10 protein-coding genes are annotated in these 13,611 nt (G+C 66.1%); 4 read left to right on the forward strand and 6 right to left on the reverse strand.

Annotated features, from left to right (window positions below; genetic code table 11):
• Nucleotides 1–29: 29 nt before the first annotated feature.
• A complete protein-coding gene (locus K3M67_RS14265; protein WP_066865722.1) occupies nt 30–350 on the reverse strand; it encodes a hypothetical protein in 321 nt (106 codons plus the stop codon).
• A gap of 134 nt (nt 351–484) precedes the next feature.
• On the reverse strand, nt 485–1,183 hold the full coding sequence (locus K3M67_RS14270) for a pirin family protein (RefSeq protein WP_066865980.1): 699 nt from the start codon (nt 1,181–1,183) through the stop codon (nt 485–487).
• 123 nt (nt 1,184–1,306) lie between these two features.
• Here K3M67_RS14270 and K3M67_RS14275 point away from each other — a divergent pair, with 123 nt between their 5' ends.
• Complete coding sequence (locus K3M67_RS14275; RefSeq protein WP_066865725.1) at nt 1,307–2,236, forward strand: LysR family transcriptional regulator; 930 nt, start codon at nt 1,307–1,309, stop codon at nt 2,234–2,236.
• A 72-nt stretch (nt 2,237–2,308) separates the two neighbouring features.
• Nucleotides 2,309–2,860: an arsenate reductase/protein-tyrosine-phosphatase family protein gene (locus K3M67_RS14280; protein WP_285831811.1), complete on the forward strand. Its 552-nt coding sequence runs from the start codon at nt 2,309–2,311 to the stop codon at nt 2,858–2,860.
• Here the strand turns inward: K3M67_RS14280 and K3M67_RS14285 are convergent.
• The 4 genes from K3M67_RS14285 to K3M67_RS14300 form a co-directional block, all read right to left on the reverse strand.
• On the reverse strand, nt 2,832–4,073 hold the full coding sequence (locus K3M67_RS14285; protein WP_443018186.1) for a carboxylate--amine ligase: 1,242 nt from the start codon (nt 4,071–4,073) through the stop codon (nt 2,832–2,834). The two genes, K3M67_RS14280 and K3M67_RS14285, sit on opposite strands and share 29 nt — an antisense overlap.
• Nucleotides 4,040–5,020, reverse strand: a complete 981-nt coding sequence (locus K3M67_RS14290; RefSeq protein ID WP_066865734.1) for a polysaccharide deacetylase family protein — start codon at nt 5,018–5,020, stop codon at nt 4,040–4,042. Before K3M67_RS14290 ends, K3M67_RS14285 begins: the two co-directional genes overlap by 34 nt.
• A gap of 146 nt (nt 5,021–5,166) precedes the next feature.
• A complete protein-coding gene (locus K3M67_RS14295; protein WP_066865737.1) occupies nt 5,167–5,664 on the reverse strand; it encodes a flavin reductase family protein in 498 nt (165 codons plus the stop codon).
• A gap of 120 nt (nt 5,665–5,784) precedes the next feature.
• A complete protein-coding gene (locus K3M67_RS14300) occupies nt 5,785–8,046 on the reverse strand; it encodes an NADP-dependent malic enzyme (RefSeq protein ID WP_066865740.1) in 2,262 nt (753 codons plus the stop codon).
• Nucleotides 8,047–8,184: 138 nt separating this feature from the next.
• Between K3M67_RS14300 and mutS the strand changes: the two genes are divergently transcribed.
• Nucleotides 8,185–10,836 (forward strand): DNA mismatch repair protein MutS, encoded by a 2,652-nt coding sequence (mutS, locus tag K3M67_RS14305; RefSeq protein WP_285831812.1) that lies wholly within the window; start codon nt 8,185–8,187, stop codon nt 10,834–10,836.
• A gap of 9 nt (nt 10,837–10,845) precedes the next feature.
• Nucleotides 10,846–13,608: a [protein-PII] uridylyltransferase gene (locus tag K3M67_RS14310; protein WP_066865747.1), complete on the forward strand. Its 2,763-nt coding sequence runs from the start codon at nt 10,846–10,848 to the stop codon at nt 13,606–13,608.
• Nucleotides 13,609–13,611: the final 3 nt, after the last annotated feature.

The raw sequence follows: 13,611 nt of genomic DNA on the forward strand, positions 1-13,611 counted from the left end.
TGGACCTTTCGGAAAGGGGAATGGAGGGGTCAGGCGCCCAGCAGCGCCAGCGCTTCGATCTGGGCGCGGGAATAGCCCTGCGCGGAGAGGGTCGGGACATGACGCTCGGCGATCCTGCGAGTCCGCCCGGTTTCGCAGAGGAAATCGCGCACCGGCGCCAGATGGGCGGGCGGGGTGGCCGGAGCATTCTTCCTGGGGCCGATCAGCACATCGACGGCATGGGAAATGCGTGAGCGCAGCGACCCGGCGGCCGCAGGCTGGCCGCAACCGCAATCTGCGACGGCAGCAAGGGTCGCCTGCACGTCCTGCCATTCGGCAGGGCTGAGGCGCGGGGTAGCAATGGTCAGCATGGGCAGGGCCTCCTTCTTCGTCCTGATGCCATCCTTCTAGCCGGTCGGGGCTTTGCGGATCAGATGGATAAAATCGGTCAATCTATTCTATGAAGTTGAAAAGGGCGTGGTGGTGCCACGCCCTTTCCCGGTCATCACGCCGCGTCGACCAGCACGATCTCACTATCCTCGATCGCGGTGACGCGGATCACGTCGAGATCGCTGATCGCGGCGCCGTCACGGGCATTGATGCGGATATCGTCGATCCGGATCGCGCCAGTCGCGGGCACCAGATAGGCTTTGCGATCACGGCCGATCGGATATTCGGCGGTTTCGCCGGCCTTGAGCGTCGCGGCGACCACCCGCGCATCAGTGCGGATCGGCAGCGCGTCATTGTCATTGTCGTAGCCCGACGCCAGCGTCACGAAATGACCGGAGCGTTCGCCCTTGGGGAAGGGGCGGGCGCCCCAGCTGGGCGCTTCGCCGTCGCGTGTCGGGATGATCCAGATCTGGAAGATCTTGGTCGTCACATCCTCCAGATTATATTCCGAATGGCGGATGCCCGTGCCCGCGCTCATCACCTGGACGTCGCCCGCTTCGGTGCGGCCCTTGTTGCCCAGGCTGTCCTGATGGGTGATCGCGCCTTCGCGGACATAAGTGATGATCTCCATGTCGCGATGCGGGTGTGGCGGGAAGCCGGTCTGGGGCGCGATGGTGTCGTCGTTCCAGACGCGCAAATTGCCCCAGTGCATCCGCTTCGGGTCATGATAGCCCGCGAACGAGAAGTGATGCTTGGCGTCCAGCCAGCCATGGTTGGCGCCACCGAGGCTGTCGAAAGGGCGAAGTTCGATCATGTCCATGTCTCCTGTGGGACGCCACCGATGGAATTGGGCGTCCCTGTTGGAGATCATCTAGACCTTGCCATCTTTCTCGGTCAGAGCGATAAAATCTGTCGAACTGTTCGAGGAAATGGAAAAGTGAACAATCCCGGCACGCCCACCTTCGACCAGTTGCGCATCTTTTTGGCGATCGTCGAAACGGGCAGCTTCGCCGGGGCAGGGCGCAAGCTCAATCGCGCCGTGTCGGTCATCAGCTATGGCATCGCCAATCTGGAAGCCCAGCTGGGCCTTACCCTGTTCGAGCGGGAGGGGACCAAGAAACCGCTGCTGACCGTGGCCGGGCGCGCGCTGCTGGCGGAAGTCCGCGCCATCTCGCACGGAATCGACGGGCTGCGGGCCAAGGTGAAGGGCTTGCTCGACGGGCTGGAGGCGGAGGTCAATCTGGCGGTCGATGTCATGCTGCCGGCCGAACGACTGGGGAAGGTGCTGCGCGCCTTCGCGAAGCAATTTCCGACGGTGCAGCTGCGCCTCCATGCCGAGGCGCTGGGCGCGATCGTCGCCATGGTGCTGGACAAGGGCGCGGTGATCGGCCTGTCCGGTCCGCTGTCGGCCGGGGTAGAAGGCATAGAGAGCATGGCGGCCGGATCGGTGCCGATGGTGCCCGTCGCCGCACCCGACCATCCGCTGGGTCGGATGGACAGCATCCCCTCCGGCGCGGGGCGCGACCATATCCAGCTGGTGCTGACCGACCGGTCGCGCTTCACCGAAGGTCAGGATTATTCGGTTTCCAGCCCGAAGACCTGGCGCCTGGCCGATCTGGGCGCGAAACATGCGCTGCTGCGCGAGGGCATCGGCTGGGGCAATATGCCGCTGCCGATGATCGAGCCGGACCTGGTGGCGGGCACGCTGGTGCGGCTCGCCATGCCCGACCATATCGGCGGCACCTATCGCTTTTCCGGCATCTGGCGGCGCGATACGCCGCCCGGTCCTGCCGCCTCCTGGCTGCTCGACCAGTTCGTGACGCTGGGCCGGGACGATCGGGAACTGGATGGCATGGGCGATGTGTGATGGCGGCGGCAAGGGATCGGCAACCTTCACGCGGTATCAGCGCCTGATGTTCACTCGCTTCGCTTCCACCCCATGATCCGCCGGCATTTCGGCACGCTGCGGGGGCTGGCGCGCCTCGCCCTGTCCTATCCGCAACTGCTGCTGGGCCTGTCCGCCAGTCGCCGGCCCGATCCGCGCCGGGTGACGCGGCTGGTGTTCGTCTGCCAGGGGAATATCTGTCGCAGCGCCTTCGCCGATGTCGCGGCGCGGCGCGCGGGGCTGCGGGCCGCATCTTTCGGCCTGTCGACCACGACCGGGCGGGCCGCCCATCCCCCCGCTATCGCCGCGGCCCAGGATCTGGGTCATGATCTTTCGGACCATCGCGCCATCGACCTGTCCGACTATGTGCCGGAGCCGGGCGACCTGCTGCTGGCGATGGAAGTGCGGCAATTGCATCGCCTGGCCGCCGATCCGCGCCTGCGGGATCTGCCCCGCCAGCTGCTGGGGCGCTGGACGTGGCCCATGCTGCCGCATCTGCACGATCCCTATGGGCTGGACGATCGCTATATGGCGCAATGCCTGCGCCGGATCGGCGTGGCGGTCGAACGGCTGGCGATCAGCTTCCCCGGCGCAAGGCTTTCCTGACCATCTGCCCCATGTCGCGCAGCCACGGCCGGACATCGCCGGGGGTGAAGACATAGTAGCGCGCGCGCAGGTCGAAAAAGGCGAGCATATAGCCGATCAGGTCGGCGATCGGACGCCTGCGGAAAAAGGGATCGCCGATCTTGCCGGGGGCCAGCAGCACCCGCGCCAACCGCTTGGTTTCCGGCACCATGTAGCGCGCGCGCAGGTCGTCGCGCGGCCGGGGCGCCGGGTCCGTCTGCCCCAGTACGGTGCGCCGATAGGCTTCCCAGGCGAAATGCGCGCCACAGTGCCAGGCAAGCGGCAGGCTGCCCCAGTATCGGCCATTGACCTCCATCAGCCAATAATCCCCCGTGGCGGCATCATAACGATATTCCACCATCGCCGGTCCGTCCCAGCCCAGCGCGCGCAGCAGCGTTTCGGACAAGTCCATCTGCGCACCATGCGCCTCCGCCGGTTCCGCCCGGCACAAGGTCGAAACGCCGCCTTCGGGCGGCCATTCATGCAGGCGGCGATGCTGGAACCGCAAGGTCGCGCGGCCATCCTGCATGTAGAGCATCTGGCCCAGGCCGACACCTCGGCAATATTGCTGGATCAGCGGCCACCGCCGGATCGACTCATGGCGACGCAGAAGCGCGACCAGCTGATCGGGCGTGCGGACATATTCGGTCTTGAGCCACTCCAGACCGGCGTCCGCCAGCACCGGCATGATTTCCGGCGGATTGGCCCATTTCGCCACCAACGGATAATGCATGTCGGCGGCGCGCGCGGTGAAATCCTCGCCCGCCTGCGGCTGCCATGTCTGCGGCACGCGCAGGCCCGCCTGCCCGGCGACCGCCAGCGTGCGGCGCTTGTCGAGCACCTGTTCCAGCCGGTCAGGCCGGGGTACGAGGATATGGCAATTGCCGATGCGCGCCGGCAAGTCGCCAAGATCGAGCAGGTCATTTTCCGAAATGGCGAAGACGGCCGCCGCGCCGGTCCGTGCGATTAGGTCGGGCAGCCAGTCGGCCGCCGGTCCCTCCGGCCGCCGCACGACGCCCGCGCAGTGGCGCGATACCGCCGCCACCGCCATGGGATCGCGCGCCACCCCATGGACGGGCACGCCATGTCCGCCAAGTTCCCGAACGATCGTCAGGCTGATCGCATTTTCCAGCCCGATGACCAGGGCGACGGGCCGGGCTGTCACGCAGGAACCAGCCGATGTTCGTAGCGCCATGTCGCCCAGGCCTGCTGCGCCAGCCGCGCGCCCGTCCGCAGTCGGCTCGGCGCGACGCGCGTCAGCGGACGATGGTCAGCCTCGGCAATGGCGGGGGACAGATCGTGAAAGCCCGCGCCATGCAGTCGCGGAGTGCGCGCGGCCGTCCGGCAGAGCGCCTCGAACCGGGCCTTTACCGCACCATTAGGCCGCCGCCGATCACGCGAAAGCATCTCGAAACTATGGGTCACGACGACGAAGGCACCATGTCCCTCGGCTGCCGCGTGACACAGGCCAGCCCGCATTTCCGCCGCCGACATCGCGCAGATCTGGGCAGGACGGAAACCACCCGGCAGATCGGCGATGCCCGATACCGGCAGCTCGATCACGCCGTGCATATGCGCCGCCCCAATCTGCGCCGGATCGGCCATGACGCGACATTCCCGGCCGAGATAGGCAGGATTGACGCTGCTGTCCCAGCGGATACCGATAGCCGCGAGCGCCCGGAGCGTGTCGTCATTGGCGCCGAAATTGCCTGCGCGGAAGGCCGTGATCGCCGGCGCTCCGGCCTGCTCCAGCAACTGCTTGGCCAGGCCCAGGAGCCTGATCTGGTCGTCCAGCGGGAAATCGCCGATGTTGCGTCCCTGCGTGCCGCCGACCGGAGATTCGCGCGCCCATGCGAGCCATTCGGTATGAATATGCAACTGCACCTCATGCCCCCGCCCGACGATGCGGTCGACGATGGGCTTGAGGAAATCGGTCCCGAATACCAGCGCCGGCATGGGATCGAGGAAGAAGACGCCCTTGAGGCCGTGACGATCGAGCATGTCCATCTGCCAGCCGATGCCGACCGCCTGGCCCTGAGCCTCTGCCCAGATGGACCGGCGCACATTCTCCTCAAGGCCGACGCCCCGCTGATGCAGGGACGAGGAGAGCTCCGTGTCGACAGTGATGAGCAGCGCGGTCATTCAGCGATCCGGTGAGGTGCGGTTGGTCCGACATAGGCAATGGGCGTTAAGGAGCCGTAATATGTCCTCCATATGTCGAGCGAGCCACAATGCGGAAAGCAAGTCGCCCTCCTTCGCATCGAGACGCCGCAACGAGCCGCTTTCCTTCAACCCAGCAGCGAAAATTCCCCGTAATTGCCCTGAAAGAACAGCAGCGGCCGATCCGGTCGCTCCACTTCCAGCGCCACCACGCGACCCAGGGCAATATAATGATCGCCCGCTTCGTGCACCGCATCGAGCGTACAGTCGATCCAGGCGACGACGTCATCCAGGATCGGCGATCCGTGGGCCGACACGCGATGGGCGACTCCGGCGAACTTGTCCTGCCCCGGCCCGGCGATCTGGCGGCAGAGGGGCTGCTGATCGCTGGCCAGGACGTTGACGCAGAATTTGCCGACCTTCTGGATGCGCGGCCAGCTACTGGATGTCTTGGCCGGAAAGAAGGCGACCAGCGGCGGGTCGAGTGATACGGACGTGAAGGAACCGACGACCATGCCGACGGGCCCGCCGTCCGCCTCGACGGCGGTCACGACACAGACTCCGGTCGGATAATGCCCCAGCACGCGCCGGAACGTCGCACTATCGAAACTGGTTGCCACGCTCATGCCCTGCTTGCTCCTCGGCGGATCATCGCCCTTCCCGCTCCTGCAGCACAGGCGCGTTGCAAGCGAAAAAGCATGGCGGATCGACAAACCCTATCCGGGCGTCGGCCGATCCGCGGGAAATCAGAGCGCGACCCCCCCCGCCGCCAGCACCGCCAGCGTCAGCAGTTCGGACGCATTGGAGGACATGGTGGCGATCTGCACCGATTTCTCCATGCCCACCAATATCGGTCCGATCATCGACGTACCGCCCAGTTCACGCAGCAGCTTGGCCGAGATATTGGCCGATTGCAGCCCCGGCATGACCAGCACATTGGCCGGCCCGGACAGGCGGCTGAACGGATAATTCTTCATGACGGCGGGATTGAGTGCCGCATCGGGGGTCATTTCGCCTTCATATTCGAAGTCGACGCCCCGTTCGTCCAGTACCTTCGCCGCGTCGCGCACATTGTCGAGGAAGCTGCCCGGCGGATTGCCGAAATTGGAATAGGAGAGGAAGGCGACCCGCGGATCATGCCCCATGCGGCGGGCGACTGCGACCGTGCCCTCGGCAATGTCCGCCAGTTCGCTGGCGGAAGGGCGTTCATGCACCGTCGTGTCCGCCAGGAACACCGTCTTGTCCTTTGCCACCATGACATGGATGCCGAAGGGGGTGCGGCCCGCCGCCGGGTCCATCACCCGCTTCACCTCGCGCAGCGTCTGCGCATAGGGACGGGTCACGCCGGAGATCATGGCGTCGGCAACCCCCATCTTGACCAAAAGGGTGCCAAAGATGTTGCGATCACGGTTGACCATCCGCTCGCAGTCGCGGCGCAGATGGCCACGGCGCTGAAGGCGCTTGTAGAGCAGGTCGACCATCTCGGGCACCAGGGGCGAATTGACGCTGTTGTGCAGTTCGAAGCTTTCCGGATCCTGGACGCCCAGTTCCTTGAGCTTGTCCAGAACATGGGCGCGGCCGACCAGCACCGGGATGCCATAGCCATGCTCGCGGAACTGGATGGCGGCGCGGAGCACCACCTCTTCCTCGGCCTCGGCGAAAACCACGCGCTTGGGATTGGCGCGGGCGACTTCATAGGCGGTGGTGAGGACGGTCGTAGTGGGGTTGAGACGCGCCTTGAGGGATTGGCGATAGGCCGCCATATCCTCGATCGGCTTCTGGGCCACACCCGTCTCCATCGCCGCCTGGGCGACGGCGGCGGGCACCAGTTCCATCAGGCGCGGGTCGAACGGCGCGGGGATGATGTAGTCCGGGCCGAAGCTGTGCGAACGGCCATAGGCCTTGGCCACTTCCTCCGGCACCTGCTCGCGCGCCAGGTCCGCGATCGCCTTGGCGGCGGCCAGTTTCATCGGCTCGTTGATGCCGGTCGCGCGCACGTCGAGCGCACCGCGGAAGATGAAGGGGAAGCCCAGCACATTGTTGACCTGGTTCGGGAAATCCGACCGGCCGGTGGCGACGATCGCGTCCGGCCGTACCGCCTTGGCGTCGGGCGGCAGGATTTCCGGGTCGGGATTGGCCATCGCGAAGATGATCGGCTTGTCGGCCATGGACTTCACCATGTCCTGCGACATCGCCCCCGCCACAGACAGGCCCAGGAACACGTCTGCGCCCTTGACCGCTTCGGCGAGCGTGCGGGCGTCCGTCCGGACCGCATGGGCCGACTTCCACTGATTCATGCCCTCGGTGCGACCCTGGTAGATGACGCCCTTGCTGTCGCACATGATGACATTATCGTGCGGCACGCCCAGCGCCTTGATCAGTTCGGTGCAGGAAATGGAGGCCGCACCGGCGCCGTTCACGACGACCTTCATGTCCTTCATATCACGGCCGGTCAGCATGGCCGCATTGATGACGCCCGCCGCGGCGATGATCGCGGTGCCATGCTGGTCGTCATGGAAGACCGGGATGTTCATCCGCTCCTTCAGCGTCTGTTCGATGATGAAGCATTCGGGTGCCTTGATGTCCTCAAGGTTGATACCGCCAAAGCTCGGCTCCATCAGTTCGACCGCATCGATGAAGCGATCGACATCCTCGGTCTTGAGTTCGATGTCGATGCTGTCGACATCGGCGAAGCGCTTGAACAGCACCGCCTTGCCCTCCATCACCGGCTTGGACGCCAGCGCGCCGAGATTGCCCAGGCCCAGGATGGCCGTTCCGTTTGAGATGACCGCGACCAGATTGCCCTTGGCGGTATAATCATAGGCGGTCGCCGGATCCTCCGCGATCGCCCGCACCGGCACCGCGACGCCCGGAGAGTAGGCCAGGCTCAGGTCGCGCTGCGTCGCCATCGGCTTCGAAGCGATGATCTCGATCTTGCCGGGCCTGCCCGTCGAGTGGAAGAACAGCGCCTCGCGCTCGGAAAATTCCACATTCGATCGATCGGACATCGGGACCACCCATATTTTGGAACAATAAGCCGGCCCTAGCGGCAAGATTATCCTGTGGGCAAGTGCGAGAAGCGCAATTTTCCTACCTCTTTCCGAAGCGCTGGTTTCGGCGCGGGGTTCAGGCTATCCGCTTGCCCCATGGCCAGTCCGACCGATAGCAGCACGCAGCCCACACCAATGATGGCGCAATATCTGGCGCTGAAGGCCGAAGCGCAGGACTGCCTGCTCTTCTACCGCATGGGCGATTTCTTCGAGCTGTTCTTCGACGACGCAAAAATGGCCGCCGCGACGCTCGACATCGCGCTCACCAGCCGGGGCGAGCATGGCGGCGCGCCGATCCCGATGTGCGGCGTCCCGGTGCATAGCGCCGAGGGCTATCTGGCGCGCCTCATCAAGGGCGGGCATCGCGTCGCCATCGCCGAACAGACCGAAACGCCCGCGCAGGCGAAGGCACGGGGCGGCAAGACGCTCGTGGCGCGGGCGATCGTCCGCTACGTCACCGCCGGCACGCTGACCGAGGAGACGCTGCTCGACAGCCGGCGTGACAATATGCTGGTGGCGCTGGCGCAGGTGGGGGGCGAAGCGGCGGGCGAAATCGGCATTGCCGCCGCCGACATTTCCACCGGCCGGTTCGAAACGATGACCTGCCCCCTGGCCGACCTGCCGGCCGAACTGGCCCGGCTGCGGCCGAGCGAGACGGTGGTCGCCGACGGATCGGCGATCGACCTGGCGGAAGCGCATCCGTTCGATCGTGCCGCTTTCTCCAGCAGCCGCGCAGAGGACGCTCTGAAGCGCCTGTTCGGGGTCGCGACGCTGGACGGGTTCGGCCAGTTCGGCCGCGCAGAGCTGGCCGCGATGGGCGGTCTCATCGCCTATCTCGACCATGCGGGCAAAGGCACGCTGCCCTTCCTCGCCCCGCCATTGCGCAAGACCAGCGGCGGCCATGTGGCGATCGATGCGGCGACGCGAGAGAGCCTGGAGATCGTCGCGACCATGGCCGGATCGCGCGCGGGCAGTCTGCTGGGCGCGATCGACCGCACCGTCACGGGTGCGGGCGCCCGCCTGCTGGGGCAGGATCTGTCGGCGCCGCTGATGGACCTTTCCATGATCGAGGCGCGGCTGGGCCTCGTCCGGCTGTTCCATGACGATTCCATCCTGCGCGACCAGCTCCGCGTGGCGTTGCGCGCCCTGCCCGACATCGGCCGTGCGCTGGGTCGCGTCGCCGTCGGCCGTGGCAGTCCGCGCGATCTGGGCCAGCTGCGCGACGGCCTTGGCGAAGCGCGGCTGCTGCGCGAGCGATTGGGGCGCTTGCCGGACATGCCGCAATTGCTGTTGCAACTCTTGCCCGCCCTCGACGGCCATGGCGAGTTGGTGGACGCGCTGTCGCGCGCGCTCGTGCCCGCGCCTCCGACCGAAACAGGCAATGGCGGCTATATCGCCGACGGCTATGATCCGGCGCTCGACGAATTGCGCCGCATGGCGGGTGACGGCCGGCGCGCCATTGCCGCGCTGGAAGCGAAATATCGCGAGCAGACGGGCATTGCCTCGCTCAAGATCCGCCACAATGGCGTGCTGGGCTATCATGTCGAGGTGCCGGCGCGCGCTGCCGATGCTCTGATGGCCCCCGACAGCGGCTTCACCCATCGCCAGACGCTGGCCGGGGTGGTGCGCTTCAACTCGATCGACCTGCATGAGGAAGCAGGCCGCGTCGCGCAGGCCGGCGCCCATGCGCTGGTCGCCGAAGCCGCCCATCTGGAGGAGCTGATCGGCGCAGTGCTCGATCGCAAGGCCGATATCGCCCGCGCCGCCGATGCCCTCGCCCGGCTCGACGTCGCCGCCGCGCTGGCTGAACGCGCGGCCGAGGGCGGCTGGCAGCGGCCGCATTTCTTGCCCGCCGACGGCGCGGGCCAGTGCCTGGACATTGTCGGCGGGCGGCATCCGGTGGTGGAGGATGCGCTGCGCCGCGAGGGCCAGCCCTTCGTCGCCAATGACTGCCGCCTGTCCGACACCGACCGGCTCTGGCTCGTCACCGGCCCGAACATGGGCGGCAAGTCCACCTTCCTGCGCCAGAATGCGCTGATCGTCATCCTGGCGCAGGCGGGCGGCTATGTGCCCGCCCAATCAGCGACGCTAACCTTGGTCGACCGCCTGTTCAGCCGCGTCGGCGCGTCCGACAATCTGGCCAGGGGCCGCTCCACCTTCATGGTGGAGATGGTCGAGACCGCCGCCATTCTCGCGCAGGCGACCGAGCGCAGCTTCGTCATCCTCGACGAAGTCGGGCGCGGCACTTCCACCTATGACGGGCTGGCACTGGCCTGGGCGGTGGTGGAGGCTGTGCATGAGGTCAATCGCTGCCGCTGCCTGTTCGCGACCCATTATCATGAACTGACCCGCCTCGCCGAGACCCTATCCTCCCTCTCGCTGCACCATGTCCGCGCCCGCGAATGGAAGGGCGACCTCATCCTGCTGCATGAACTGGCGCAGGGGCCGGCCGATCGCAGCTATGGCCTGGCCGTGGCGCGACTGGCGGGACTGCCGCCTGCGGTCCTGAAACGGGCCAAGGATGTGCTGGGGCGGCTGGAAGCGGGCAAGGCGAGGACCGGCGGGATCGCCGCCGGGCTGGACGATCTGCCGCTATTTGCAGCGGTCGCCGCGCAGGAGGAAGAGGACAAGACCAATCCGCTGCGCGCCGCGATCGAGGCGATCGACGCCGACGCCCTGTCCCCGCGTGAAGCGCTCGATCACATATATCGACTGAAACAACTGGCCGCCGATGCGGCACGGGACTAGATAGCAAAGATGGTCATGCAGTTCCCCGCCCTGGGAGCGCGCCGCGCAATCATCGACAGGCGTGCAATTTCCGATACGATCAACGCCCTGGCGCAGGAGCACCGGGGCGATCCTGTCCGGCTGCGCGGCCTGATCGTCAGGGAATTGAAGGCCGCGCTCGACCATGGCCGGCACGAAGTCGCCAAGCGACTGGAGGCCAAGCCCACGCGCGGGCGCGAATCCGTGACCGCCTTCGCGTTCCTGATCGACCAGATTCTTCGCCTGCTCTACGATGCGACGACGCATCATCTCTATCCTGCCGGAAACCGCAGCACCGGCGAGCGGATCGTGCTGATCGCAGTGGGCGGCTATGGCCGGGGCGAAATGGCGCCGCACAGCGATGTCGACATCGGCTTCATCACCCCGTGGAAGCCCACCGGCTGGACCGAGCAGGTGATTGAATCCATGCTCTATTCGCTCTGGGATCTGGGGCTGAAGGTGGGTCATAGCAGCCGCTCGGTCGACGAGACGATGCGGATGGCGAAAAGCGACCTGACCGTCCGCACCGCGCTGCTGGAGGCGCGCTATATCTGGGGCGACCGCGCCCTTTACGAGGAAACTTCCACGCGCTTCGATGCCGAGGTGATGCAGGGCAATGCCCGCGCCTTCGTGACCGAGAAGCTGGAAGAACGCGACGAGCGCCACAAGCGCATGGGCGACAGCCGCTATGTCGTCGAACCCAATGTGAAGGAAGGCAAGGGCGGCCTGCGCGACCTGCACACATTGTTCTGGATCGGCAAATATGTGAACCGGGTGCGATCGGTCGCCGAACTGGTCGATGTCGGTCTGCTGACGCAGACCGAATTGCGCCAGTTCCAGAAGGCCGAGGATTTCCTGTGGGCGGTGCGATGCCATCTCCACACCATCACCGGCCGGGCCGAGGACCGGCTGACCTTCGACCTCCAGCTGGAAACGGCGACGCGGATGCGCTTCACCGCGCGCGCCGGCCGGTCGGGCGTAGAGCGCTTCATGCGCTATTATTTCCTCAACGCGAAGACGGTCGGGGACCTCACCGCCGTGTTCCTGGCGCATCTGGACGACCAGATGGGGCCGAAGGGACGGCGCTATATCCCGTCCATCTTCCGCCGCCCCAAGAAGCTGGACGGATTCGTGCTGGAACGGGGACGGCTGGCGCTGCCGAGCGACGATTTCTTTCAGGCCGATCCGGTGCGGCTGCTGGACATCTTCGCCGTGGCGGACAAGCATGGCTTGCAGATTCATCCCAGCGCCATGCGCGCGGCCAGCCGCGATGCCGGGCTGATCACCGCCAAGATCCGCAAGGATCCCCGCGCCAACGCCGCCTTCATGGAGGTGCTGACCTCACCGCGCGATCCCGAAACGGTGCTGCGCTGGATGAACGAATCGACCGTGTTCGGCCGTTTCGTCCCCGACTTCCGCCGCGTCGTCGCGCAGATGCAGTTCGACATGTACCATCACTATACCGTCGATGAGCATACCATTCGCGCGGTGGGGCTGCTGGCGCGGATCGAGAAGGGCGACCTGCCGGACGACCATCCGCTGGCCACCGACCTGATGGGCAAGATATTGTCCCGCCGCGTCCTCTATGTCGCGGTACTGCTGCACGACATTGCCAAGGGGCGGGGCGGCGACCACAGCATATTGGGGGCGGAAGTGGCCGAACATCTCTGCCCGCGCCTGGGCATGACCCCGGCAGAGACGGAGACCGTAGCCTGGCTGGTCCGCTATCACCTGCTGATGTCGGCGACCGCATTCAAGCGCGACCTGGCCGACTACAAGACGATCCTCGACTTCGTCGACGTGGTGCAAAGCCCGGAACGATTGCGCCTGCTGCTCTGCCTGACCGTGGTCGATATTCGCGCCGTGGGTCCGGGCGTCTGGAACAGCTGGAAACGCCAATTGCTGGGCGATCTCTATGACGCGGCCGAGGAAGTGCTGCGCCTGGGCCATAAGCAGAAGGGCCGCGGCGAACGGGTCACCGCCAAGCAGGAAGGGCTGCGTCAGGCGCTGGGCATGGACGATGCCGCGTTCGCGGCGTTCAGCAAGCGCCTGCCCGAATCCTACTGGATCGCCGAGCCGGAGGATATTCTGGTCCATAACGCCCAGCATATCCTGGCGTCGGGCGAATCCCCGCTGTCGATCGCGGCCCATTATTACCCGCAGCGCGGCGCGACCCTCGTCACCGTCTATGCGGCGGACCATCCGGGCCTGTTCTACCGGATCGCGGGGGCCATTCATCTGGCAGGCGGCAACATCATCGACGCGCGCATCCATACGACGCGCGACGGCGTGGCGATCGACAACTTCCTGGTGCAGGACCCGCTGGGCGGCGCCTTCCACAGTCCCGAACAGCTGGCCCGCATCCGCAACGCGATCGAGGATTCGCTGTCGAACCGGCATCGCCTCATCACCAAGCTCGCGGCGCGTCCCCTGCCCCGCACCCGCGCCGAAGCCTTCCGCATCGAGCCGAATGTGCTGATCGACAACAAGGCGTCCAATCGCTTCACCGTGGTCGAGGTGAATGCCCGCGACCGGCCGGCGCTGCTGTTCAGCCTGGCCAACGCCCTGTTCCAGTCGAAGGTCACGGTCCATAGCGCCCATGTCGCCACCTATGGCGAACGCGCGGTCGACACCTTCTACGTCACCGACCTGCTGGGCGGGAAGATCGAGAGCAAGGGCCGGTTGCAGACGCTGGAGCGGCGCCTGCTCGAAGCGGCCGGCGGCGAAGTGGGTGAAGCGCTGGAAATGGCGTGAGCC

It is taken from the genome of Sphingobium sp. V4 (assembly GCF_029590555.1).
Lineage (GTDB): Bacteria > Pseudomonadota > Alphaproteobacteria > Sphingomonadales > Sphingomonadaceae > Sphingobium.